At 61.7% G+C, this 26,174-nt stretch carries 19 protein-coding genes and 1 pseudogene; 12 read left to right on the forward strand and 8 right to left on the reverse strand.

What is annotated here, in order from left to right:
* Nucleotides 1-90: 90 nt before the first annotated feature.
* The 5 genes from E2K80_RS09845 to E2K80_RS09865 all read right to left on the reverse strand — a co-directional run bounded on the left by E2K80_RS09845 (nt 91) and on the right by E2K80_RS09865 (nt 8,640).
* Nucleotides 91-1,026 (reverse strand): IS110 family transposase, encoded by a 936-nt coding sequence (locus E2K80_RS09845; RefSeq protein WP_238475482.1) that lies wholly within the window; start codon nt 1,024-1,026, stop codon nt 91-93.
* A gap of 492 nt (nt 1,027-1,518) precedes the next feature.
* Nucleotides 1,519-2,646 (reverse strand): peptide chain release factor 2, encoded by a 1,128-nt coding sequence (prfB, locus tag E2K80_RS09850; protein ID WP_135374857.1) that lies wholly within the window; start codon nt 2,644-2,646, stop codon nt 1,519-1,521.
* Nucleotides 2,647-2,790: 144 nt separating this feature from the next.
* A complete protein-coding gene (locus tag E2K80_RS09855; RefSeq protein ID WP_135374858.1) occupies nt 2,791-5,367 on the reverse strand; it encodes a penicillin-binding protein 1A in 2,577 nt (858 codons plus the stop codon).
* Between the two features lie 476 nt (nt 5,368-5,843).
* On the reverse strand, nt 5,844-7,076 hold the full coding sequence (locus E2K80_RS09860) for an N-acetylmuramoyl-L-alanine amidase (RefSeq protein WP_135374859.1): 1,233 nt from the start codon (nt 7,074-7,076) through the stop codon (nt 5,844-5,846).
* Between the two features lie 403 nt (nt 7,077-7,479).
* The gene (locus E2K80_RS09865; protein WP_135374860.1) at nt 7,480-8,640 is read right to left on the reverse strand and encodes a pyridoxal phosphate-dependent aminotransferase; all 1,161 of its coding nucleotides are present in this window, start codon (nt 8,638-8,640) and stop codon (nt 7,480-7,482) included.
* Nucleotides 8,641-8,691: 51 nt separating this feature from the next.
* Between E2K80_RS09865 and E2K80_RS09870 the strand changes: the two genes are divergently transcribed.
* Both E2K80_RS09870 and E2K80_RS09875 read left to right on the forward strand, forming a co-directional pair.
* Nucleotides 8,692-10,047, forward strand: coding sequence for a M48 family metalloprotease (locus E2K80_RS09870; protein WP_238475483.1), 1,356 nt, complete (start codon nt 8,692-8,694; stop codon nt 10,045-10,047).
* Nucleotides 10,044-10,802 (forward strand): DsbA family protein, encoded by a 759-nt coding sequence (locus tag E2K80_RS09875; RefSeq protein WP_135374861.1) that lies wholly within the window; start codon nt 10,044-10,046, stop codon nt 10,800-10,802. Before E2K80_RS09870 ends, E2K80_RS09875 begins: the two co-directional genes overlap by 4 nt.
* Nucleotides 10,803-10,893: 91 nt before the next feature.
* Here the strand turns inward: E2K80_RS09875 and E2K80_RS09880 are convergent, their stop codons facing one another.
* The 3 genes from E2K80_RS09880 to E2K80_RS09890 are packed head-to-tail and all read right to left on the reverse strand — an operon-like array spanning nt 10,894 to nt 14,295.
* On the reverse strand, nt 10,894-12,003 hold the full coding sequence (locus E2K80_RS09880; protein ID WP_135374862.1) for a M24 family metallopeptidase: 1,110 nt from the start codon (nt 12,001-12,003) through the stop codon (nt 10,894-10,896).
* A gap of 60 nt (nt 12,004-12,063) precedes the next feature.
* On the reverse strand, nt 12,064-13,653 hold the full coding sequence (locus tag E2K80_RS09885) for an ABC transporter substrate-binding protein (protein WP_135374863.1): 1,590 nt from the start codon (nt 13,651-13,653) through the stop codon (nt 12,064-12,066).
* 24 nt (nt 13,654-13,677) lie between these two features.
* Complete coding sequence (locus E2K80_RS09890) at nt 13,678-14,295, reverse strand: helix-turn-helix domain-containing protein (RefSeq protein ID WP_135376560.1); 618 nt, start codon at nt 14,293-14,295, stop codon at nt 13,678-13,680.
* Between the two features lie 124 nt (nt 14,296-14,419).
* Between E2K80_RS09890 and E2K80_RS09895 the strand changes: the two genes are divergently transcribed.
* The 10 genes and pseudogenes from E2K80_RS09895 (at nt 14,420) to E2K80_RS09940 (ending at nt 25,893) form a co-directional block, all read left to right on the forward strand.
* The gene (locus tag E2K80_RS09895) at nt 14,420-15,463 is read left to right on the forward strand and encodes an ABC transporter permease (RefSeq protein WP_210405363.1); all 1,044 of its coding nucleotides are present in this window, start codon (nt 14,420-14,422) and stop codon (nt 15,461-15,463) included.
* The gene (locus E2K80_RS09900; RefSeq protein WP_135374865.1) at nt 15,464-16,360 is read left to right on the forward strand and encodes an ABC transporter permease; all 897 of its coding nucleotides are present in this window, start codon (nt 15,464-15,466) and stop codon (nt 16,358-16,360) included.
* Nucleotides 16,357-17,183: pseudogene (locus E2K80_RS09905) on the forward strand (ABC transporter ATP-binding protein). The gene E2K80_RS09900 and the pseudogene E2K80_RS09905 overlap by 4 nt, the downstream one beginning before the upstream one ends.
* A complete protein-coding gene (locus E2K80_RS09910) occupies nt 17,180-17,914 on the forward strand; it encodes an ABC transporter ATP-binding protein (protein WP_135374866.1) in 735 nt (244 codons plus the stop codon). The pseudogene E2K80_RS09905 and the gene E2K80_RS09910 overlap by 4 nt, the downstream one beginning before the upstream one ends.
* A 21-nt stretch (nt 17,915-17,935) precedes the next feature.
* Nucleotides 17,936-18,382 (forward strand): GAF domain-containing protein, encoded by a 447-nt coding sequence (locus E2K80_RS09915; RefSeq protein ID WP_338014540.1) that lies wholly within the window; start codon nt 17,936-17,938, stop codon nt 18,380-18,382.
* Nucleotides 18,383-18,540: 158 nt separating this feature from the next.
* A complete protein-coding gene (locus tag E2K80_RS09920) occupies nt 18,541-19,452 on the forward strand; it encodes a LysR family transcriptional regulator (protein ID WP_135374867.1) in 912 nt (303 codons plus the stop codon).
* 227 nt (nt 19,453-19,679) lie between these two features.
* On the forward strand, nt 19,680-20,759 hold the full coding sequence (locus E2K80_RS09925; RefSeq protein ID WP_168193156.1) for an alpha/beta hydrolase: 1,080 nt from the start codon (nt 19,680-19,682) through the stop codon (nt 20,757-20,759).
* 361 nt (nt 20,760-21,120) lie between these two features.
* The gene (locus tag E2K80_RS09930) at nt 21,121-22,785 is read left to right on the forward strand and encodes a sulfatase-like hydrolase/transferase (protein ID WP_135374869.1); all 1,665 of its coding nucleotides are present in this window, start codon (nt 21,121-21,123) and stop codon (nt 22,783-22,785) included.
* The gene (locus E2K80_RS09935; RefSeq protein WP_168193157.1) at nt 22,778-24,916 is read left to right on the forward strand and encodes a TRAP transporter permease; all 2,139 of its coding nucleotides are present in this window, start codon (nt 22,778-22,780) and stop codon (nt 24,914-24,916) included. The genes E2K80_RS09930 and E2K80_RS09935 overlap by 8 nt, the downstream gene beginning before the upstream one ends.
* Entirely contained in the window at nt 24,913-25,893 is a 981-nt protein-coding gene (locus tag E2K80_RS09940) for a TAXI family TRAP transporter solute-binding subunit (RefSeq protein WP_135374871.1), read from the forward strand. Before E2K80_RS09935 ends, E2K80_RS09940 begins: the two co-directional genes overlap by 4 nt.
* The last annotated feature ends 281 nt before the right edge of the window (nt 25,894-26,174 follow it).

Below are 26,174 nucleotides of genomic sequence, written 5' to 3' on the forward strand. Positions count from 1 at the left end.
GACCCGGGGCACTTTCGACGCAGGTTGTGGCGGGCTGATATCATCCATCCCTGATCCTCCCTGCGGCAAAGCCTATAGTATCCCTTTTGATCAAGCTCTGATTTCTTCCCATTCTCTGTCTTCTTTGACGAGTGTGTTTGCGAGGATGAGGAGCTTGCGCATGATAGCTGTGATGGCGACTTTCGAGGGTTTGCCAGCGGCTTTCATGCGTTGGTATTGCGCCTTGAGATCTGGGTTGTATTGGGTTGCGACGATGGCAGGCAGGTAGAGCGCATCGCGTAAAGGTTTCCGGCCGCCCTGAATGAAGGACTGCCCGCGCCATCGGCCGGATTGTCTTGTGATCGGGGCGATCCCCGCCAGTGACGCGACGGCCTTCTTTCTCAGGCTGCCGATCTCAGGCATCTCGATCAGGATCGTCGTGGCGGCGACCGCGCCGATGCCCTTGATGCTCTGGATCAGGCGAAGCGCACGTTTGCGGGCTGGGCAGGTTTCCAATTGCGCCCGGATTGCTTGATCAAGTTCAGCAATATCATCGACCACCTGGCGCAGCCGGCGGCGGGTCAGCTTTTGCGTCAGCCTCTGTTGCTGCCGATCCAGTTGGTTTTGAAGGCGTACCTTGTCTTTGATCAGCGCGGCGCGTGCAGCCTGTAACTCTCTGAGAATAGGACGGTCCTTGGCGACGGGCGCGTCTGGTTCCAGCGCATGCGCCGCGCCCATCTGCGCCAGAACACGCGCATCAGCACGATCCGTCTTGGCCAGCTGTCCTTTGCTTTCCGCAAAGCGGCGCGCGTGCTTTGGGTTCACTTTGACCAGTGGAAGGTGGTCGGCCAGCGCGGCCTCGAACGCGCCGTGATATGGGCCAGTTGGCTCATAGACCACGCGAGCTGGCAGGTCTGGCCCAATCCAGCGGCGGAGCTTCTGGAACCCAGGTTTGGTGTTGGGGAACTGCGCGAAAGCTCCGTCGCTCAATCGGTGGCAGTCGAGTTTGTCTTTGGAAATGTCTATGCCAATGCTATCGTCGCTCATCTTCGTCATGTCCTATGCTTGTCATCCGGGACGGCAATCCCGGGTATCCACCTCTCGGGACATTTGCTGCGCAAATACCCTGCCGGTCAGTGGTTCAGGCCTCATGAGAAGACGGTGTGCGATCGCACTTTAGAACGGTCCACTACGACCAAGCGTGTCCCGATCCACACACCGCCTCTGCCCGCCATAAATGGCGTGTCGGGCAGAGGCTCCATCTTCGCATGGAGACGGGCAAAGTCATAAGACAAGCGTTTCACACCTGATTTGAATCGAAAGCCGCCCGTCTCGCCCGGGCGATCCGGGCGCACCCGACCCGCCCCTTCTTCCCGGCCCCGCCCCTTCTTCTTGTCGCAAATACGCCCGCCGGAGGCATCAGCGCTTTGCCAGATACCCATACCCCGCCAATCAAACCGGCGCAGGCCCCACATGCCCGTGGCAACGCGTGCCGCCCGAGGGCTCCCCGCCCGGGCCGGGGGGCGCGAGGCGGCGCGCTTACCCCTCGGCCTGCGCCTCGGCCCGGCTTTTGCCCGATACATCCATCGCCAGCGTCGCGGCCATCAGCCCGTCCAGATCGCCATCCAGAACGCCGGATGTGTCCGAGGTTTCAAACCCGGTCCGCAAATCCTTCACCATCTGATAGGGCTGCAACACGTAAGACCGGATCTGATTGCCCCAGCCCGCATCCCCCTTGCTTTCATGGGCCTCGTTGATCGCCGCATTCCGCCGGTCCAGCTCCATCTGATAAAGCCGGGATTTCAGGGCTTTCATCGCGATATCCCGGTTCTGATGCTGGGATTTTTCCGAAGATGTCACCACGATCCCGGTCGGGATATGGGTGATCCGCACCGCCGAATCCGTCGTGTTCACATGCTGCCCGCCCGCGCCCGAGGACCGGTAGGTATCCAGCCTGATCTCGGACGGGTTCACCTCGATCTCGATATTGTCATCCACCACCGGATAGACCCAGACCGAGGTGAACGAGGTGTGCCGCCGCGCCGCGCTGTCATAGGGCGAAATCCGCACCAGCCGGTGCACCCCGCTTTCGGATTTCAGCCAGCCATAGGCGTTATGCCCGGAAACCTTGTAAACCGCCGAGCGGATGCCCGCCTCTTCCCCCGCCGTGGTCGATTGCAGCTCAACCTCATAGCCGCGTTTCTCGGCCCATCGCACATACATCCGTGCCAGCATCGACGCCCAGTCGCAGCTTTCCGTACCGCCCGCCCCGGCATTGATTTCCAGAAACGTGTCATTGGCATCGGCCTCCCCGTCCAGAAGCGCCTCCAACTCCTTGGCGGCCGCATCTTCGACCAAAGCCGCCAAAGCGGCCTCGGCCTCGGCCACAACCTCTGTATCGCCTTCCTCTTCACCCATTTCGATCAGGCCGGTATTATCTTCCAGCGCGCCTTTGATCGCCTCATAGGTGCCGATCTTGTCGACCAGCACCTGCCGGTCGCGCATCAGCTTCTGGGCTGCTGCCTGATCATTCCACAGATCCGGGTCCTCAACACGGGCATTGAATTCCTCCAACCGGTGCTGGGCTGTCTCCAACCCCAGGCGCTGGCCCAGAAGGTCCAGAGATTTCTGCACTTTTTCGATATGGGATTGGGTTTCGGCCCGCATGGGTCAGCCTGCCTTGTGAATGATCTTGCCTCTGTCAGACTGATCTATAACGGTTTGCTTTTCATGTAAAACATCTCGCAGGCCCGCCGCGATAGACCAATGGGCACGGCCCGGAGGTTTCGGATCAGACCAGACCCGAAACCCTCAATACAACCCGCCGGAGCTGAGCGTGCCAAACCCCGTTCCGGTCGGCACCCTTGCGGTATCACCGGTCGAGGTGGTCACGGTCTGCCCGGTCGGGTCATTGCCCCCGGTGCCATCATTTTCGCCGCGCGCGAATATTGGCAGGTTCGATCCCATGGCAAACCCGCCATCGACCACGGCAAGCAACCCATAGACCGGGTCCTCCCCCTGGCGGAACAGTTCGGCCACCACATGATCGCCACGGGCATCATCGGGCAGGCGCTGGCCCGAGAACCGGTCGATATTATAGAACACGCCGCCCTCGGGCACCCGGAACGGGCCGCCGCCATATTCCTCGATCGCGGCCTGCATGAATTCATTGAACACCGGCCCGCACATCGCGCCGCCGGAGGCGCCCCGCCCCAGCGGACGCGGCTGATCATAGCCGATATAACAGCCCGCCGCGATATTTGACGAAAAGCCCACGAACCAGACATCGCGCGCATCATTGGTGGTTCCGGTCTTGCCGGCGATCGGCACCGGAAGGTTCACCGAGGATGAGGCCGTGCCCCGTTCGACAACGCCGCGCATCATCGAGGTCAACTGATAGGCGGTGATCGGGTCAATCACCCGCTCGCGGTTTGACACGATCCGGGGTGCCACTCCCGGCTCCAGCGAGGCAAGTTCACAATCCGGGCATAACCGCTGATCATGGCGATAAACGGTGCCGCCGAACCGGTCCTGCACCCGGTCGACCAGGGTCGGCTCCACCCGTTCCCCGCCATTGGCGAACATCGAATAGGCCCCGACCATGCGCAACAGGGTGCTTTCCTGCGCGCCCAGCGCATTGGCCAGATAAGGCTCTGCCTGATCATAGACGCCAAACCGTTCGGCATAGCGCGCGACGGTTTCCATCCCCACATCCTGCGCCAGACGCACGGTCATCAGGTTCCGTGACCGGACGATCCCGGTGCGCAGGGGCGCCGGGCCGTAAAACTGGTTCGAGGCATTGGTGGGCCGCCAGATGCCCGCGCCCGTATCCAGTTCGATCGGCGCATCAATCACGATGGTGTTCGGGCTGTACCCGCTGTCCAGGGCTGCAGCATAGACAAAGGGTTTGAAACTTGACCCGGGCTGCCGCGTGGCCTGGGTTGCCCGGTTGAACACCGAATGCTGATAGGAAAACCCGCCCTGCATCGACAGAACCCGGCCCGTATTCACATCCATCGCCATGAACCCGCCCTGCACTTCGGGGATCTGCCGGAGAGTCCAGCGGATGAAGCTGCCATCGCTGTCGCTGGTCATGCGCCGCACATGGATCACATCGCCCACATCCAGAAGATCACCTGCCACCCGGGCGGTGCCGCCCCGGTTGCCTTCCGCATCCACGGGCCGGGCCCAGGTCACATCAGCGGCGGGGATGAAATGGCCATCCTCATCCTCTTCCACGCCTTCGATGCCGATCCGCGCACTGCTGTCGCCCAGCGACAGCACCACCGCCGGATACCAGCCATCAATGTCACGGGGGAATTCCACATCCGCCAATGCCGCGCGCCAGACCTCTTCGCCGCCCTCCAGCAGCGCGGGCTCAATCACCGCCAGCGGCTCACGCCACAGGCCTTGCGCCCGGTCATACCGCTCCAGCCCCCGGCGCAGCGCCGTTTCCGCCACCTCCTGCAGGCTTTCATCCATGGTCGCACGCACGGCATAACCGCCCGAGAAAAACTCCTCTTCGCCGAACTGCACGGATAATTGCCGCCGAATCTCATCGGTGAAATAGTTGCGCGGTGGCACCGTTGCCCGGAACGGTTCGATCTGGCCGCCCTGTACGGTTTCCAGAGGCGCGGCCTGTGCCAGTTCCATCTCCTGCAGGGTGAGATAGCCGTTCTCATACATCTCGCGCAGCACATAATTGCGGCGGTCGATTGCATCCTCATGATCCCGCACCGGATGCAACCGGCCCGGACGTTGCGGCAGCGCCGCCAGATAGGCCGCCTGTTCCGGGCGCAACTGGCTGAGTGAGGTGTTGAAATAGGTCTGCGCCGCAGCGGCCACACCATAGGAATTCTGGCCCAGGAAAATCTCGTTCAGATACAGTTCCAGTATCCGGTCCTTGCTGAGGGTCCGTTCAATCCGCGCAGCCAGGATCACCTCCTGCACCTTGCGTTCAATGGTGCGCGACCCATCCAGCAGAAAGTTCTTCATCACCTGCTGGGTGATGGTCGATGCACCACGCACATCGCGCCCGCGGGAACGTATGGCCTCGACAATCGCGGCGCCGATGGCACGCGGGTCATAGCCGCCATGTTCATAGAAGTTCCGGTCTTCGGCGCTGACAAAGGCATGGGCCACCAGATCGGGAATATCCTCGGCCGCAACGAACAGGCGCCGCTCCCGGGCAAACTCATCGACGATATCCCCCTCGGCGGAATAGATCCGGCTGATCGTGGCGGGGGTGTATTGGGCCAGCGTTTCATAATCCGGCAGGTCGCGGCTATACATGTAGAGTACCGCCCCGATGGAAAGCGCGGCAAACACCAGCCCGATGGTCAGCCAGCTGAAAATCGCGCCAAAAATGCCAAGAATGAATCGGATCATATCGAACCTGTATCGCCAACCAATGCCTGCTTATACGGGGCCGCGCGGGCGGGGTCAAAAGTCACTGCACCTTTCCGCAATCACAAATCCGCGTCATGATCTGCCATTTCCGGCCCAGCCTGTCAGAGGCCCGGGCGCGACGGATACTGACCAGCGACCATGAAGATGGAAAAGCGGTTGGCAAACGCGGGGCTTCGAGGGTCTGTCATGCCGGTCTCTTACCTTTGGTTCGAACGCGTTTTCGATATATCGCTGAGGGCATCGTCTGAGCCGAGGGGTGGGCGCTGCCCGGCGGTGCCGCCGGGCGGGAGGGCGATATAGAGCAGAAATCATTTAATCTAGAGTACCCTGCCTTAAACCTGAGACATCGCTCATCACAAATACCCTGGGAACGCGAAGCGTGGCAGGGCATTTGTGATTCAAGTTTCAGGCAGGGTGCTTTAAATCAAAACAGGCAGGGCCTGACCGGATCGGCATTATTGCCGCCGCAAGGCCGCCGCCGCCGCATCCCCTGCCGCCCAGCCCAGAATCGCATCGCGTATCCCCGCCTGAACCGCCGCGCGCCATTCCGGGTCCAGCAGGTTGGCCAGATCGCTTGGCTCGGACATAAATCCCAGTTCCACCAGAACCGAAGGAATATCTGCCGCTTTCAGGACCGAGAATCCGGCCTCGGAATGCGGGTGCGAATGCATGCCTCCGCCGCCTGCCGATATCCCCGCCACCAGCGCATCGGCCAGCGCCTCGGATCGCGGGTCGGTGTCCAGCCGGGCCAGATCCATCAGCACACCGGCCACCACATCATCACTGCCGGTAAGGTCGATACCGGCCAGCAGATCGGCACGATCATGATGTTCCGCCAGCGCGGCCGAGGCCGCATCAGACGCGGTATCCGACAGGGTATAGACGGTTGCCCCGGTCGCCCGCCCCTCGGCAAGGGCATCCGCATGAAGCGAGATGAACAGATCGGCCCGCGCCGCCCGGGCAATCGACACCCGTGTGGGCAGCGGCACGAAACTGTCGCTTTCGCGGGTCAGGATCACCTCAAACCGGCCGGTGCGCACCAGCATCTCGCGCAGCTCCCGGGCGAAGATCAGCACCAGATCAGCTTCGTCATGGCCCCCCCGCTGCGCGCCCGGATCAACACCGCCATGGCCGGGATCCAGCACCACGATCAGCCTTTGCCCCCCGTCCTGCCGGGGTATCTGGCTATGTTCCGGCCCCGGCGCAACCAGACCCGGCGTAACCAGGGTTGTCACCCCCGGGGGCGCACCGGCTGTGCCCGCGAACACCTCCTGACTGACAGGTTCCATGCGCAGATGCACAATTGCGGTCCCGTCTGTCGGGTCTGTTTCCATCGCGGCCTCGGTCACTTTCAAGGGCAAGGCCAGACGCAACACCATCCGCGACCACCCGGCCTGAAGCGCGCCACCGGTCTGAACCGCCTCGACAGGCCCGGCAGTGTCGAAATCGGAGGTCATTCCGTCCCAGGCAACCTCGCGGAAATCCACCACCACACGGGCCGGATCATCCAGGGTGAACACCCGGAACGGCACCGCCTGGCTAAGCGCCAGCACCAGATCAGCACCGCCACCCGGCGCATCGCGCAACGCACTGCCCTCGGGGATCACCCGGGCCAGAGCGCGAAACTCCTGCGCGGCGGCAGGCAGGGTCAGCAAAATCATCAGAAAGGTCAGAACTGCTCGGATCATCGGTCTTCCGCCGAAAGGATTTGCACCCAGAGTAACAGAGACACCGCGCCTGCCCAACCCCGTGGCTGACGGCTGTTCACACATCTGTTTCGCGGCAGGTTATTGCGCCAAATCCTGACCCTAAAGCACCCTGCCTTAAACTTGAATCACAAATACCCTGCCACGCTTCGCGTTCCCGGGACATTTGTGATGCGTGATGTCTCAGGTTTAAGGCAGCATGCTGTAGCGAAATCGTTTAATTCTGCATCACACATGCATTGCGCAGAGGGCATCGCCCGAACCGAGGGGTGGGCGAGAAGCGCCCGCCCCTGGGGGTCGGTGCGGGCGCTGCCCGGCGGTGCCGCCGGGCGGAAGGGTGGTGTGGAGGTGATTCAGGTTTCAGGCCGAAATCTTTCGCGGCAGGTTATTCCACCCGCCTCAGATAATCGCGCATGAACGCCTGCAACCGCGCCAACCCCTCCCTGATATCCGCCGCCGCGCTGGCATAGGAAAACCGGATCGTGCCCGCCCCGCGATTTGGGTCGAAATCCAGCCCCGGGGTGACCGCCACCCCGGCCTGTTCCAGTATCTCTGCACAGAATGCCCGGCTGTCAGAGGTCAGGTCAGAGACATCCGCATAGACATAAAACGCCCCATCCGCCGGGGCCAGCCGGTCAAACCCCGCCTCTGCCAGCCCGGCCAGCATCAGCGCCCGATTGGCCGTGTAAACCACGCGGTGACTGTCCAGCTCCGCGCGGCCATCAGCGCTCAACGCGCCCAGGGCGGCCACCTGCGCCGCATGGGGCGGGCAGATAAACATGTTCTGCGCCAGACGCTCCACCAGACGCACGTGATCTGTCGGCACCACCATCCAGCCCAGACGCCAGCCGGTCATCGAGAAATATTTGGAAAACGAGTTCACCACATAGACATCATCGCTGATCTCAAGGGCCGACACCGCCCGGTGCTCATAATCCAGCCGGTGATAGATCTCGTCTGAAACCAGCGCGATCCCCTTATCGGCACAGGCGTCGATCAGGGCCTGCAATCCGCCGTGATCCAGCATTGTCCCGGTCGGGTTGGCGGGGGAGGCCACAATCAGCCCGGACAGATCAGGGGTCAGTTGTGATGGCAGCGGCTGATACCGGCTGTCCAGACTGGTGGGCAGACCCACAGGCGTCAGGCTGAGCGCGCGCAAGATCTGCCGGTAGGAGGGATAACATGGCTCCCCCAGTGCAACATTCTCACCCGCATCAAACAGGGCCGAGAAGGCCAGCAGAAATGCACCGGACGCACCGGCGGTCACCACCACCCGCGCCGGGTCCAGATCCAGCCCGTACCATTCGCCATAAAGCGCCGCGATCCCCGCCCGCAGATCGGGGCGGCCAAGGGCCACCGTATAGCCCAGAGGGCCCGCCGCCATTTCATCGGTCAGACGCTGGCGGGCCGACAGCGGGGCCCCGGTGCCGGGCTGGCCGATTTCCATATGGATGATGTGGCGCCCGGCCTCTTCGGCGGCGCGCGCGGCATCCAGCACATCCATCACAATGAACGGATCCACCTCGGCCCGGCTTGAATGTCGCATGAAAGCCTCCGTACTATGGCGCGGTTGAAGCAGCCCCGATGGGAGACGTCAATGCCCCGCGCCCCTGCCCTGAGGACGTTTATGGCCAGTTGCCTGCTGATGCTTGTTGGCTGGGCGGCAGAGGCGCAGTCGATCATCCGCGATGCCGAGATTGAACGGGGCCTCAGGGAACTGGCCGCGCCGGTTCTGCGCGCCGCGGGCCTGCCTGCCTCAACCCGGATCATTATCATCAACGACCGCTCCTTAAACGCGTTTGTCGCCGATGCCCGCCATATCTTCATTCATTCCGGTCTGCTGATGCGGATGGAGGACCCCGCCGAACTGCAGGCCGTACTGGCCCATGAAGCGGCCCATATCGCCAATGGCCATCTGTCGCGCAGACCGGCCAATGCCCGCAGCGCCCGCAGCGCGGCCGCACTGGGCCTGTTGCTGGCGGTCGCGGCGGGCTCGGCCTCGGGCAATGGGGAACTGGGCGCAGGCATCGCAATTGGCACGAATTCCTCTGCGGTCCGGGTGTTTCTGGCCCATACTCGCGCCGAGGAAACCAGCGCCGATCAAGCCGGTCTGCGCTATATGGTGCAGGCCGGTATTGATCCGGCCGCGATGCTGAGCGTGCTGGATCTTTTTCGCGGACAAGAGGCGCTTTCAACCGGGCGGCAGGACCCGTATATGCGCACGCACCCGTTGACGCGCACCCGTCTGCGCAATGTTCAGGCCTTCGTGAATGGCCGGTCCGGCACGGCAGAAGGGGCTGAAAGCACGCCCGAGGCCCGCTATTGGTTTGCCCGGATCAACGCCAAGCTCAGCGGATTTCTGAACAATCCAGCCCAGACCCTGCGCCGGGTCGGCCGCAGGGATGAGGGCGAGATCGCAACCCTGACCCGCGCCATTGCCTATCATCAGGGCGCCGATGCCAGCCGGGCCATTTCCGAGGTCGGGCGGTTGCTTCAGATGCGCCCGAATGATCCCTATTATCAGGAACTTCAGGGGCAGATACTTTATGAATCCCGCAATTTCCCGCAAGCCGTACGCGCCTATGCCCGTGCCGCCCAGCTGGCCCCGCGTGAGGCGCTGATCCTGGCGGGTCATGGCCGCGCATTGCTGGCCGCCGACACGTCTTCGGGCAATGCCCAGGCCCGCACGGTGCTGGAACGCGCCTATGCCCGCGACCCGTTTGACCCGCGGATGTTGCGCGATCTGGCGCTGGCCTATGCGCGGGGCGGCAATAATGGCATGGCCTCGGTCGTCACAGCCGAACGCTATGCGATTATCGGGCGGATGGAGGATGCAGAGATACAGGCCACCCGGGCCAGCGGATTACTGCCCAACGGATCAGGCGGGTGGCTTCGCGCGCAAGATGTGTTACGGGTGGCCGAAATCGCCCAAAGCCGGAGAAACCGCCGATGAAATCGCTGTTGATCGCTGCCCTGGCCGGACTGACCCTGATCTGGGCCGTTCCGTCATTTGCCATTGATCTGGACGCGTTGACCGATGGGGAACGCGCGGCGTTCCGCGCCGAGATACGCAGCTATCTGCTGGAAAACCCGGAAGTTCTGATGGAGGCCATCGCAGTTCTGGAACAGCGCCAGGCCCAAAGCGAGGCTGCCCGCGACATGGATCTTGTGGCCGCCAATGCAGATCTGCTGTTCAACTCCACCACCGCCTGGGAGGGCGGCAACCCGGATGGCGATATCGTGCTGGTCGAGTTTCTGGATTATCGCTGCGGCTATTGCCGCCGCGCCTTCCCCGAGGTGGAACAGCTGATCGAAGCCGACGGGAATATCCGGTTGGTGATCGTGGAATTCCCAATTCTGGGCGCGCAATCCGTGCTGGCCGCACGTTTTGCGCTTTCGGCCCGGATTCTGGAAGGGGATGAGAGCTATAAGGATATCCATGATGCGCTGATGGTGATGCGTGCGGATGTGACCGAAGACAGCCTGATCCGGCTGGCGGATGGGCTTGGGTTTGACGGTGACGCGATCCTTGCGGGGATGGATGACCCCGGGATCGACGCGGTGCTTGAGGCGAATTATGCGTTGGGACAGCGCTTGCAGATCAGCGGCACGCCAAGCTTTGTGATGGGCGATCAGTTGCTGCGCGGCTACCTGCCCTATGACACAATGGTGCAATTGACCGAAGAACTGCGCAGCGCCGCGAATTGAGCGCCTTTAAATTGAGACAGTGTAACCGCTTTCGCGTTTGAGCGAAAAACGAAAGACAGCGAAAGGCGTTTCAACAGTAAGTCGAAACGCTTTAGGCGTTCAGTCCCGGGGTCCAGATATCCCGCGACAGTTCAGACAGGACCTGTGCGCCCTCCGCTGTTACGGTCACGATATCCTCCAGCCGTATGCCGAACCGTCCGGGCAGGTAAATCCCCGGCTCGATCGAGAAGACATTGCCCTCCTGCAACACGGTTTCGGCTGTGGCGGTGATATATGGCGGCTCATGCACGTCGATCCCAAGCCCGTGGCCCGTGCGATGCACGAAATACGGGCCATAGCCCGCGGCCTCGATCACGCCGCGTGCGGCGGCATCCACGTCACGGGCCCGAACGCCGGGGCGGGCCGCATCAAGCGCGGCGGAAACCGCCTGTTCCACCACCGCCGCAACCTTGCGGAATTCCGCATCGGGCGCGGCCCCGAACCAGCCGCAGCGGGTCATATCGCTTGGATAACCCCCGATGCGGCAGCCGGTGTCGATCAGCACCGCCATGCCCTCAACCAGTTTGGTGCCCCCGGTGTGATGATGCGGAAAGGCGCCATTCGCGCCGAACCCCACAATCGTGAATTCTGTTACCGCGCCATGGGCCTTGTAGTGATCGCGGATCACCCGGGCCACATCGCGTTCAGTGATGCCCGGGGCAAGCGCAGCAAACCCCGCACGCATCGCCGCATCATTGATGAGGGCAGAGGCGCGCAGGGCGGATATCTCCGAGGCATCCTTGATCGCCCTCAGATGGCCGATCGTGTCACCGGAAAACCTGTGCTCGGGGGCGGTCATCGCCTCAAGCAACAACAGGGCGAAATCGGCGCGCATGGCTTCGTCAAGCACCACCGACCGGCCCGCGCCGCCCATATCGCAAAGGGTCAGCAATTGCGCCAGCGCCGCATGCGGCCCGGCATCATCGCTCCAGGTTTCAAACGGCAGATCAGTCATCTGCCGCACGGAATTCGCATTCAGCGCGGGCATCAGAAACCCTGCATGGGCCTGACTGACCAGCAGCATCACCGGGCGTTCATCTCCATGGGGGTCGGCGCCCGAAAGCCAGCGCATATGGCTGGTCGGGCCAAGGGCCACCAGATCGGTGTCGGTTTCGGCCATCCGGGCGCGCAGCCGGGTCATACGGTCTTGGTAGAGGGTCATCAAACGGCTCCACAGAATGGTGGATCGCCGGCCCCGAAAGGCCGGCGATCCCTGGAAAGATCAGCTTTTTTCCACAAGACGGTAGAAGACGAAATCCGATGTCGCGCCATTCACATAGCCCGAAACCGCGTCAGACATCGCCACCTGATAAGACGCCTGGAACATGATCACGATGGGGGAGCTTTCCTGCACCCGGCGTTGCAGATCCAGATAGATCTCTTCGCGCGCGGCCGGGTCCGGTTCGACCAGGGCGGCGATTGTCATCTCGTTCATCTCCTCCGGCACCGCCCAGGAATTGCGCCAGGTCGTGGTCGCGGCATAGGCATCCTGATCATTGTTCGAATTATAGGCAAACGCCTTTGCATTTGAATGCGGATCCATGAAGTCCGGGCCCCAGTAAAGCAGCATCGCCTCATGGCTCCGCTCACGATATTTGGTGATGACCTGGCTTCCCGTCCCGGGCAGGATTTCAAAATTGATCCCGGCTTCGGCAAAACTGGCCTGGATCGACTGTGCCATATCGGTGAACGGGGCTGCATTGATCACCTCAAGGGTGACGGTGATCGGCAGTTCCACACCGGCCTCTTCCAGAATTTCGCGGGCGCGTTCAGGATCGTAGGTATAGGGCGTATCGGTCAGCGCACCGGGGAACCCCTCGGGCCAGAACGCCTGATGCACCTCCATCTGACCGGCGATGATCGAGCTGGTCATGCCTTCATAATCCACCAGATAGCGCGCCGCTTCCCAGAAGGCGGGCGGTGTCAGGCTGTCGACGGCCTGATTGAAAGACAGGAAATGCACCGCCGCCTGGGGGAAGGTTTCGACCCGGACACCATCCCCGTCAAGCGAGGCGATCTGATCCGGTGTCAGGTTCCGCGCGATATCCACATCGCCGGATTCCAGCAGCAATTGCTGCGTCGCGGCCTCGGCCACATGGCGGATGATCACACCTTCAATCGCCGGGCCGCCATTGAAGTAATCCGGGTTCGCATCCATGCGGATCAGCTCTGCCGGGCGGAACGCCGCCAGAGAGAACGGGCCGCTGCCGGCGGTATTGGCGTTCAGCCAGGCATTGCCCATATCGCCATCCATCTCATGTTCCATCACCGTCAGTTCATCGACGACAGAGGCCGGCCGTGCGGCCAGGACATTCATCACGAAGGCGGGGCTGAAATCCCCGTCATAGCGCACGGTGACCGTGTTGCCCTCGGCCGTCACCATCTCGCGCACGTTTTCGGGCGTCCAGCCAAGCTGGGTCAGGATAAAGGCGGGCGTCAGGTTCAGATCGACCACACGGGCGAAGGAAAACACCACATCCTCTGCACGCAACGGGTTGCCGGACTGGAAGGTCACACCATCGCGCAGGGTGAAGAGGATGGTCTTGGCCTCTGCATCGATCTCCCAGGCGGTGGCCAGACCGGGCGCCAGCACCGTGGTATCCTCGGCATCATATTGCACCAGCCGGTCATAGGTGTTTGTCACCAGTTCGCCTGAGGTGAATTCATAGGCCTGGGCCGGGTCAATCGCGACGATGTCGTCGATATTCTGGGCCACGACCAGCAATTCGGGCGGGGTTTCGGCATAGGCGGCCGGTGTTGCCAGCGGCAGCGCCATAACCGCCGCCAACAGGGCGGGTTTCAGCAGTTTCATTTGGGGTAACCTCCGTTATCTTTATCAGCCATTGGTATTCGCAGGCGTCATTTCAGGCAGTCGTACCGCCCCTTTGCGCTGAAGCACCGACAGGGTGCCGGTCCAGAGCAGGCAGGCGGTGGTGTCGGTCTGGTTCGACCAGGAATGGGGGGTTGAGCCGCTGTAGTGCAGGCTGTCCCCTTTTTGCAGAATGAAGTGCTGGCCATCGAGCATCTGGGTGATCTCGCCATCGAGGATGAAGATAATCTCCTCCCCCTCATGGCTGACAATCTCGGATGCATAGCCGGGTGGCACATGCAGGATGTAGCAGGACAATTCAGCGCCCGGAAATTCGGCGCCGAGGGATTCATAGACGATAGACGACCCGTCAATCGCGAATTGCGGGCGGGCACCGGCGCGGGTCAGGCTGTCAGCCGGTTTCGAGGCGGCGATGAAATATTCCAGCCCCACATCCAGCCCCCGGGCGATCTGCGCCAGGGTGCCAAGCGACGGGGTGGCGTGATTGCGTTCCACCTGGCTGAGATAGCCCACCGACAGGCCTGCCTTGTCGCAAAGCGCCTGCAGGGTCAGATCAAGCTGCTTGCGCCGTTTGCGGATCAAGGCGCCCAGGTTAGGATCGCTCTTTGGCTTTGGACGGGCCATGGTCTGTCTCCGGTCCATCATAATTTTTTTGATCTAAACAAAACTATTTGCCAAAACCAAGCGAAATATGGCACCCCACCTCTTGCCCATTGTGATTTTGCCCGCCCGAAAGGCGCCCTGCCCGATGATTGCACATGAGACAGGACAGATCGCCATTCTCGGCCCGCTGGCCGCCATCGCGCGGTTTGGCCTTGTGGTGGCGCTGACCTTTCTGGGGCTTCTGGCCCTGACCTTTTTCATCGGCCGCGTGGTCCCGATTGACCCGGTGCTGGCCGTGGTCGGGGATCGCGCCACCAATGCGCAATATGAGGCCGCGCGCGTGGCCATGGGGCTGGACCGCCCGATGATCGTGCAATTCGCCAGCTATGTGCTGGATGTGCTCAAAGGCGATCTGGGCCTCTCGATCTCCACCAACCGGCCCGTGGCCGAGGATCTGGCCCGGGTCTTTCCCGCAACGCTTGAAATGGCCTCGCTTGGCATTCTGATCGGGGTCGGGCTGGGCATCCCCGCCGGTGTTCTGGCCGCGTCCCATCAGGGCCGGTGGATTGATCAGGTGATCCGGGTGTTTGCCCTGCTGGGTTATTCCGTACCCGCCTTCTGGCTGGGGCTGGTCGGGCTGGCGGTTTTCTATGCCGGGCTTGGCTGGGTCTCGGGGCCCGGCCGGGTTGATATTTTCTATGACGGGCTGGTGCCCACGGTGACCGGCCTGCTGGTGGTTGACAGCATTCTTGCCGGTGACTGGGATGTGCTGCAAAGCGCCCTGTCGCATCTGGTGCTGCCCGCCACGATCCTGGGGGTCTTCAGCCTGGCCTATATCGCACGGATGACCCGCTCATTCATGCTGGACCAGTTGAGCCAGGAATATGTGACAACCGCGCGGGTCAAGGGCGTGCCGGAATGGCGGGTGATCTGGGTCCATGCCTTTGGCGCGATACGGGTGCCGCTGATCACCGTTATCGGCCTGTCTTATGCGGGCCTGCTGGAAGGGTCGGTGATGATCGAAACCGTCTTTTCCTGGCCCGGCATCGGCAATTACCTGACCACCGCCCTGTTCAATGCCGATATGAATGCGGTTCTGGGCGCGACACTTGTCATCGGCTCGGTGTTCATCGTGATCAACAAAATCTCTGACGTGCTGTATCGTCTGCTTGACCCGAGGAGCCGATAGATGCGGGCCTGGTTGCTGGATGACAGCCCCGCCTCGCGCGGTCAGGCCGCCGCCGGGCGGGCCTATCGCATGGCCGCAAACCTGATGCGCAACCCGCTGGCGGTGCTGGGCGGTCTGATCATCCTGATCCTGATCCTGACAGCCGGTTTCGCCCCCTGGATCGCGCCGGAAAGCCCGGTGGGTCAGGATCTGTCCAACCGTCTTCTGCCGCCTTCCGGCGCCCATTGGATGGGCACTGATGAACTGGGCCGCGACATCTTTTCCCGCGTTGTCTATGGCGCGCGGATCACCCTGTTGATTGTCGGGCTGGTGGCGGTGATCTCGGCCCCTCTTGGCCTGATCATCGGCGCGGTCTCGGGCTATTTCGGCGGCTGGACGGACCGGGTGCTGATGGGGCTTACCGATGTCTTCCTGTCGATGCCGAAACTGATTCTGGCGCTGGCCTTTGCCGCCGCCCTTGGCCCGGGGATCGAGAATGCGATCATCGCCATCGCAATCACCACCTGGCCCGCCTATGCGCGCATCGCCCGGGCCGAAACACTGACCCTGCGGAATTCGGAATTCGTGGCCGCCACCCGTCTGCTCGGCGCCTCTCACACCCGGCTGATCGGCCAGCACATCCTGCCGCTTTGCACCTCGTCGATGATCATCCGCGTAACCCTGGACATGGCCGGGATCATCCTGACCGCTGCCGGTCTGGGCTTTCTGGGACTGGGCGCGCAACCGCCCCTGCCGGAATGGGGGGCGATGATCTCACGCGGGCGGAGCTTCATTCTGGATCAATGGTGGGTCGCGACAATGCCGGGCTTTGCGATCATCGTGGTCTCCCTTGGGTTCTGCTTTCTCGGCGACGGGCTGCGCGACGTGCTGGACCCGAAATCGGCGGGCAATTCATGACCCTGCTTTCGGTTGAAAACCTGGAGGTCAGCTTCCCCACATCCCGGGGCCGGATCAAAGTGGTTGATAACCTGTCTTTCGATCTGGGGCGCGAACGGCTTGGCATCGTCGGCGAAAGCGGGTCGGGGAAATCCATGACCGGGCGCGCCATTCTGCGCCTGATCCGCCCGCCCGGGCAGATCGCCGGGCGCGTCACATTCGAGGGCACGGATCTGATGGCCCTGTCGGAACGGCGGATGCGCCGGATGCGGGGCGCGCGCATCTCGATGATCATGCAGGATCCGCGTTATTCCCTGAACCCGGTGATGACCGTGGGCACCCAGATCGCCGAGGCGCTTGGGGTTCATGAGACCCTGCCGGGCCGCGCCATCCGCGCCCGGGTCCGCGACATGCTGGAAGCGGTGCGGATTGATGACCCCGACCGGGTGGCCCGGTTATACCCCCATGAGGTTTCAGGCGGCATGGGCCAGCGGGTGATGATTGCAATGATGCTGATCCCGCGCCCCGGCCTTTTGATCGCGGATGAACCGACCAGCGCGCTGGATGTCAGCGTCAGGGGGATGTTCTGCGCCTGATCGACGATCTTGTAAAAGATCATGGGATGGGTCTGATCCTGATCAGCCATGACCTGCCGCTGGTGGCGCGCTATTGCGACCGGATCGTGGTGATGAATGCGGGCCGCATGGTGGAAAGCTGTGATGCCGGCGCCCTGCATGCGGCCCGCCACCCCTATACGCAGGGCCTGCTTGCCGCGGTGCCGCAGATGCATGAAACCCGGGCCGAATTGCCGGTGATGGATCGCAGCGCTTGGGCGGGCACATGACGGCGATCTCGCTCAACAATCTTGATATCGCCTATAACGGGCAGCGCGTTGTCGAAGGGGTCAGCTTCGATGTGGCCAGGGGCGAAAGCTTTGCCCTTGTGGGCGAAAGCGGATCGGGCAAATCGACGGTGCTGAAGGCCATTTCGGGCCTGGCACCGGAATGGACCGGCAAAATGAGTTTGCTGGGCCGCCCGCGCAGCCATCGCCCCGACCGGGATCTGGCGCGCCAGTGCCAGATGGTGTTTCAGGATCCTTACGGCGCGCTTCACCCGCGCAAGACCGTGGATGCGGTTCTGTCTGAACCGCTGACAATCCACCGGATCGGCGACCGGGATACGAAAGTGGAACAGGCGCTGGCCGATGTCGGGCTGGATCGCAGATTCCGGTTCCGCTATCCGCATCAGCTTTCAGGCGGGCAGCGCCAGCGCGTCGCCATCGCCCGCGCCCTGATGCTGGAGCCACAGGTGATGCTGCTGGATGAACCCACAAGCGCGCTGGATGTCAGCGTTCAGGCCGAAATTCTGAACCTTCTGAAACGCCTGCGCCGCGAACGCGGCCTCACCTATCTGATGGTCACCCATAACCTGCCCGTTGTCAGCTTTCTGTGTGAGCGGATGGCGGTGATGCACAAGGGCCGGATTGTCGAAATCGCCCCGGCGAACGCGCTTCATGACGGTGCCTTTACCACCCCCTATGCCCGGGCGCTGTACGCGGCCAGCGAAGGCGCATGATCTGACAAGGACCAACCCGATATGCATTCCGACCCCAAGACAACCGGCGACGCGCAGCGGAATTTTGTCGCCGATCTGGCCCAGGCCCGCAGCGAAGACGCGATATTCGGCGCGCTTTACCGGTTGAGCACCGCGCTGGTGCCGGTCCGGCTCTGGACGGTGATGACCGTGGATATGGAGGCCGGTCTGGCCCGGCGCGCCTATAGCAACATGCCCGAGGCCTATCCGACCTCTGGCACCAAGCCGGTGATGCAGAATGACTGGTTCCAGATCGTTCATGACCGCCATGAGGTGTTTGTCGCCAACACGCTGGACGAGATTGCGGATGTCTTCCCGGATTTTGAGCTGATCGGCTCGCTTGGCTGCGCGTCGGTGGTGAACCTGCCGGTGGTCAGCGGGGGGCCTTGCTGGCAACGATCAACCTGCTGGATGGCGCCGGGCATTTCACACCCGAGCGTGTGGCCATGATCCGCGCCGCGCTGGCCCTGCCCGCGCTGACAGCTCTCCTGGCGGCACGGCAGCTTGCCCATCGAAAGCCGTAAGACCGCGCGCCCCGCCTCACCCGGGTCAACAAAACCATGGCGGGCAGCGGGGCAATCTGATCTGTTTGCTGGGGGAGACCACAGATGAACCTCAGACATATCGAGATCATCCTGACCATCGAACGGGCAGGCAGCCTGCGCGCTGCGGCCAGGATGCTGGGGCGCACCCAGCCCGCCCTGACCAAAGCGCTCAGACAGGCCGAGGCCGATCTGGGAACCTCCATTTTCGAACGCGGCCCCAGCGGTGTTCTGGTGACCGAACATGGCAGGGTGATCCTGCGCCGGGCGCGGATCATTCAGGAAGAACTGCGCCGGATGCATGAAGAGGTCAGCCAGATCACAGGCGAGATGGATGGCAATCTGAATGTCACCGTCTCGCCGCTGGCGGCAACGAAATTCGTGCCCCGCGCCCTGCACCGGTTTCGCCGCCGGTTTGCCAAGGTGCATGTCCAGATCGGTGGCGGCCATGAACCGATGGCTTTTGGCCCCTTGCGCAACGGGGTTGTCGATTTCGTCATCGGTCCGGCGCCCCAGGGCATCAGGATCAACGGGCTGAACGTGACCGAGATTGTCCGCACACCGATTGCCGTCGTGACCGGGCAGAATTCCAAATATGCCACGGCAACCAGTCTGCTGGACCTGTCTGATGCACAATGGGTGATGATCGGCCCGAAAGAACGCCGCGCCATCGTCGCCGCACGGTTCACCAATCTGGGCCTGCCTGCGCCACAGCCCCTGCTGAACTCCGACAGCGTGCTCAGCATTCTGGCGATTTTGGCCGATAGTGACATGGTCTGCACTTTCCCGGCGCTGTTTCTGGATGATTTTGAGACGATCTGGCAGATCCGGCGCATCCCCATCAAAGAAAAGTTCGAACCGGTCTCTATCGCGATCACCCATTCGGCTGACCGCCCCCTGACCCCCGCAGGCATGTATTTCCGCGACTGTGTGCTGGCGGTGGCAGAGGACTTCGCAAAGCACAGCCACGACCCATAATACCGAACGCCGCGCTTGTTTGATCTGATACGACACAGTTTTCCGAAACCCAGCCCCGGTGATCCGACAGGCAGTCCTGGCTCATACGCCAAACATTGCTGCGCCAATGGCGGCAGAGGTTTGGTTTGCGGGACAAAGCCGTTTGTCCGACACGATCATTGATAATCACTTGCACATCTGAAGATCAGCCCCTAGATGTTAACAATATTTACATGGAGCTTGCGACAATGTGGAAGCTGCTTTCCTGCGGCCTGATCTCTGCCCTGATCGTGCTTTCGAGCCCTGATCAGTTACTGGCTCAAACCGGTGATCAGACCGGCGGGCGCGTCATTGACGTCGACGTTCCGGCGCCTGCACTGAGGGGTAATCTTCTCAACAGTCCCAGCACTTTGAGCGCGGCCATCTATCTCCCCCCGAACTATGACCAACAGCCGGACCGCAGCTTCCCGGTTGTGTATCTTCTTCATGGCATCTTTGACGATTACGGAGTTTGGATCGAGAACTTTGAGGTTCCCTCGATCCTGGATCGCCTGATTGCAGAGGGAGAGATACCAGAGCTGATCATGGTCATGCCCAATGCCGGCAATAGGTATGGCGGTGGCTATTACCGAAACTCGCCCGTCAGTGGAAATTGGGCGGACGCCATTGCAGACAACCTTGTTGGGTTTGTCGACGAGCAGTTTCGCACGTTTGCGGATGTCGAAAGCCGCGCGGTGGTGGGCCATTCCATGGGAGGTTACGGTGCGCTCAATTTGGCCATGACGCGGCCCGAGATTTTCTCGGTGGTATGGGCCCTAAGCCCCTGCTGCCTGGCCGTGAACGATGACCTCAGTTTCGGAAACGACGCGTGGCAACGCGCTGCCGCAGTGACGGGACCAGACGCCTTACAAGACCTGATGGATGATGGAGACTTTTATCCGATTGCCGTTCTGGGAATTGTGACAGCCTTCAGTCCGGATGTCGAAGCTCCTCCGATTTACGGTGACTTCCCGTTCGACACAGTTCGTGGAGAAATCATTCTCGATGATGCGGCATTCGATCGGTTTCTTGATGAGTTTCCCGTGCGGCAAGTCCGTGAAGCCCGGGAAAATCTTCGTAATATGCGGGGATTGGCATTAGGCGTCGGGCTTGGCGATCAGTTCTTGCATATTCCCACTGGAACTCTTGAGTTTTCGCAACGGCTTGGCGCCGAGCGTATTCCCCATCGTCTGGATGTTTATGCGGGAGATCATCGCCAACACGTCGGCGAACGTTTGGAAAACATCGTCTTCCCATGGGTTGCTGAGCGGCTGAGTGTTCCGGAATAGGTCGCTTACGTAACGGTTTTCATTGGGTCTTTGAAGCAGCCGGTGCCTGACTGCATCCTATGCGCAAAACTCGGACTGCACGTCGTGATCAAAGCTTTCGAAAGCACGATGCATTGCGCGGTGTTCGAAAGGGCTCTCTCCAGCCAGTCACTGAGTGAAGCCCGAAGGTCCGGCCTTCGATTGACCGGCCACCCGGGTCAATACCGTGACGAAAAGTCAGACATTCCGGCATCACACATATCTGACATATTCCAAAAAGTTATCTCGGTAACTTTTTAGGGCCTGCCCGGCGGGACCGATATGCTCTAACACTCCTGTCAACAATGAGGTGGACAACCGCCATGGGAAGGGGAGGAGACCGGTGAACATTCTGTTCATCATGTATGACCAGTTGCGCTTTGATTACCTCAGCTGTGCCGGTCATCCGCATTTGCAGACCCCGAATTTCGACCGTGTCGCCGCAAGGGGGGTACGGTTCACGAATGCCTATTGCCAGTCGCCGATCTGCGGGTCGAGCCGGATGAGCTTCTATACCGGGCGCTATCCCTCATCCCATGGGGCACAGTGGAACGGCTATCCCCTGCGGGTGGGCGAGATGACGATGGGCGATCATTTGCGCAAGCTCGGCATGGGCTGCTGGCTGATCGGCAAGACCCATATGCGCGTCGATGCCGAAGGCATGGCCCGGCTGGGGCTGGACCCTGACAGCATCATCGGCGCCCGGCAGGCGGAATGCGGGTTCGACACCTGGATCCGCGATGACGGGCTTTGGGGTCAGGGGCCTGACGGGTTTTATGATGAAAACCGCTCCCCCTATAATGAATATCTGAAATCAAAGGGGTATGCGGGGGGAAACCCCTGGGCGGATTACGCCAATGCAGGTGTCGAGGATGGCGAAATCGCCTCGGGCTGGATGTTTCAGAACAGCGACAAACCCGCCAATATCCGCGAGGAAGACAGCGAAACCCCCTGGCTGACCCGGCAGGCGATCCGCTTTATCGACCAGACCAGCGGGCCATGGTGTGCCCATGTCAGCTATATCAAGCCGCACTGGCCCTATATCGTGCCCGCCCCCTATCACACTATGTTCGGGGCCAACCATGTGCCCGCACCCACCCGGAACCCGGTCGAGTTGGAGGAGACACATCCGGTTTTCAAAGCATTTCTGGACAGCAAAATCTCCCAGGCGTTTCAGCGCGATGAGATCCGCCAGAAGGTGATCCCGGCCTATATGGGCCTGATCAAGCAATGCGACGATCAGCTTGGCGTATTGCTGGACCATCTGGAAACAACCGGCCGGATGAAGGATACGATGATCGTGCTGACCTCGGATCACGGGGATTATCTGGGCGATCACTGGATGGGTGAAAAAGACCTGTTCCATGACCCGTCGGTGAAAATCCCGATGATCATATCCGATCCCCGCCCCCATGCCGATGCCACCCGCGGCACAGTCTGCGATGCACTGGTGGAAGCGATTGATCTGGCCGCCACCTTTGTCGAGGCCGCAGGCGGCGCAGTGCCCGAACATATTATCGAGGGCCGTTCCCTGATGCCCTGGCTGCGTGGCGAAACCCCCGGATGGCGGGATGTGGTGATCAGCGAATATGATTATTCCGTCCGGCCTTTCGCCGATGATCTGGTGTCCTCCACCCATGATGCGCGGCTGTTCATGGTCTTTGATGGGCGCTGGAAGATGATCCATGCCGAGGGCGGGTTCCGGCCGATGCTGTTCGATCTGGAAACCGACCCCGATGAATTCCACGACCTTGCCAAGACCGATGCGTTTCGGGCTGAGACCGACCGGCTTTACAAGCTTCTGGCGGAATGGGGGCTGCGCATGTCGCAACGGGTCACCAAGTCAGATGCGGATCTGATGGCCATGCGCGGCAAAAGCCTGCGCCGGGGCATCCTGCCCTTCCTTGTGGATGGGTCCGAAGTGCCCCCGGAACTGACCGAGAAATACCGGGGCCCGGCAGAGCAGATCCATCTACAGGATGACACGGACGGGGCGGCAAATGACTGAGAAGACCCCACCGCTTGTGATCTCTCCGCGCATCGACGACCGGATCGCCGATCTTCTCGCCGTGGGCTTTGTGCTGATCATCCTGACCTATGCCGCGAACGGACCGATATCGGATTTCGTGCGCTGGTTCGTCGAGACAACAAGCGATGGATGGGAGGAGATGTCGCGCCGGGACCAGCGCGTATTGCTGCGCGAACACTGGCTGGGCGGCAGTTACCGCGCTTTTGAGCGGGGGGTTCTGCAGCCGACCGGGCTGATCCTGGGCCTGCCGATCCTGTTTGCCTTCGTGATCTCGCTTCTGGCGATGCGCAATCTGACGCGCGGTCCCTGGAGACACCGGATCATGGCGCTGGCCGCGGCAGGCTGTTTCGGGGCCTGGATCGTGAAGATATTCGCCACCGATGCAGGGTTGCTGCCCTCCGCGGAACCGCTTGATTTCTGGCTGTTCCCGATTGTGACCGCGATCACGCTTTACCTGACATGGCGGCTTTTCGGGGCGTTCATCGCGCTGTTCTGCATATTCTGGGTGGTCTATTTCTTCACCCGCGGCCTGCTGCCCGACTGGACCGGTATCCTTGCCGGAGCCGAGGCGACATTCGCCCAGAACCTGCGCGCCATGGTGCAGAATTTCTGGGCGCAGACCGGCGGGCTGTTCGGCCAGCCGTTGCAGGTGGTTTCCGGCAATGTGCTGATCTTCATCGTCTTCGGCGCGGTGCTGATGGCCTCGGGCGCCGGTGATCTGCTGATGAAAGTCGCCAACCGTCTGACCGGCGGTTTTGTCGGCGGGGCGGCGCATTCGGCGGTGGCAAGCTCGGCGCTTTTCGGCACGCTCTCGGGGGCGGCCGTCTCCAATGTCGTGTCCACGGGCACAATGACGATCCCGGTGATCAAACGCGCCGGGTTCAAACCGCATTTCGCCGGCGCGGTTGAGGCCGCAGCCTCCACCGGCGGGCAGGTGATGCCGCCGGTCATGGGCGTTGTTGCCTTTTTCGTGGCAGGCCAGATCGGGCTGGAATACCGCTATATCGTGGTGGCCGCGATCCTGCCTGCGCTCTTCTATTATCTCGGCACGTTCCTGTCGGTCTATTTCGAGGCCCGCCGCCAGGGCATCGGCACCCTGCCGCCGGAGGCCCGCCCGCGCCTGAGCAGCACCGAACGCTGGCAATGTCTGGTCTTCCTGATTCCGCTTGCGGTGCTGTCGACCTTTCTGTTCATCCAGCCCTCGGTGCCCAAGGCAGGGTTCTACGGGTTCGCCGCCGCGCTGATCGCAGCATTGGCGCTGTTCCCCGGCTTCCGGTCGCGCGACCGGATCTGGCGCGCCTTTGTGGGCGCGGGGCGGATGGCGGCCTCGATCGTCACCATCGTCGCGGCCATCGGGCTGATCGTGGGGCTGATCCAGATCTCGGGCTTTGCCGGGCGTCTGTCGCTGCTGCTGGCACAGCTTGCCTCGGGCCCGCTGTTCAGCGTGCTGGTGGTGGTCGCGCTTGGGTCCATCATACTGGGTATGGGGCTGCCACCGGGCGCCACCTATTTCATCATTGTTATCGCGCTAAGCTCGGGGATCGAGGCCGTGGGTATCCCGCCCCTCTCCCTGCATCTTTTCGTCGTGTTCTTCGCGGTGATGTCAACAGTAACGCCGCCCGTGGCGCTGGCCGCCTTTGCGGCGGCACCGATTGCCGGGGCGGACCCGATCAGGACCGGCTTTGCCGCCGCCCGGATCAGCATTGCCGGTTTCCTGATCCCCTTCGTCTTCGTCTATCACCCGGCGATGCTGTATAAATTGCAGGTGCTGTTTGAATGGTTCGGGGGGGACGCCGCCAATTCCCGCGCCATGCTGGATGCCGCCACAATTCCGTGGAGCGCACTCGTCTGGGTCGTCACCGGGTTCAGCCTGTCGCTCTGGCTTTTGACCTCGGCCCTGGCCGGGCAGGAAACACACCGGTTGACCCTGACCGAACGGCTGCTGCGGACAGGCGCAGGCTTTGCCATGCTTGTGCCGAACACCCTTATCGCAGGCCCCGCCGCCCTTCTGGGGCTGGCGTTGATCATCGCCCATCGCGTGACCAACAGAGCCGGGGCGCAATCACCAATCGAAAACACACCCATGGATCAGTTGAAGGAGGAGACATGACCCATTTCATCAAAGGCACCACCATCGCGGCGCTTCTTGCCGCAGGCCCGGCGCTCGCCGAGGATCAGGTTCTGCGCATGGCCACCATTGCGCCCAGCCTGGGCCAGGCGATCACCATGGCGACCTTCGCCAATGTGGTGAATGACAATCTTGACGGGACCACCATCGAGGTGGCCGCAGGCGGTGCCGCAACCCTGCACCAGCTGGAAGTCGGGCGCGGCAATCTGGACTTTGCGATGACCTCCCCCACCATCTACGCCCTGCTGCAACAGGGCCGCGCGATGTATCAAAACGAGGCCGACGCCACAGAGGCCGCAGAAAACCTGCGGCTGTTGATGTGGTATCCCTACGGCAATTATCATTTCGCCGTGCGTGGCGAAAGCGACATCGAACTGCTGGATGATATCGAGGGCGCGACCGTCTTCCTCGGCCCCCAGGGCGGTGGCGCCTATAACGCCGCCAGCCGCTGGGTTGAGGCCACAACCGGGCTGGTCGTGGGCGAGGATTACGAGGCGATCAGCGCCAATTGGCAAACCGGGTTCCAGGCGTTTCTGGACGGCAATATCGACATGTATGTGAATGGATGCATGGATCCATGCCAGCAATTCATCCAGTTCACGGAAACCGAAAATGTCCGTTTCATCGGCCCCGAAAGCGCCGAGGGCGAGGCGGTGACGAATTTTCTGGGAAATTTCCGCTGGATCGAACAGGTACAGCCGGGACTTTATGGAAATCAGTTGAATGATGCGCCGGTGATTTCGATGAACACCTCGGTCGGCATCGGGGTGCGCGGCGATCTGGAGGAGGAGACCGTGTACCAGATCACCCGCGCCTTCTGGGAAAATCTCGACCAGATCACAAGTGACGCACCCTGGGCGGCAGGGATTGATATGGCATTTGCCGTACAGCAGCTTGGCCCGATGGAACTGCATCCGGGTGCCGCGCGCTATTACCGCGAAGCCGGCGCGATCGAGTGACACCGGACCTCGTGCGACCAGCGTTTCCCGTTGGTCGCACGAGGCCTTGAATATTGCCGGGGCACAGCCAGATCAAATGGCTGCACCGGAACGGATATCCATCTCCCGATCAAACCCTGTGCGCCGCTCACCGAATTGAGATTGGACAATACAACGCCCAACGCTCAGGCTGATGCCATTGCTGGCATGGAGTTGACCAAAAAATGGATGTGCACATCTTTCCGATTGGCCTTTTGGCGCTGACGCTGCCGCTTATGCCATGTGTCATTGCTCTTGCCGCC

The sequence above is a fragment of the Rhodophyticola sp. CCM32 genome (assembly GCF_004751985.1).
In the GTDB taxonomy this organism is placed as follows: Bacteria; Pseudomonadota; Alphaproteobacteria; order Rhodobacterales; family Rhodobacteraceae; genus Rhodophyticola.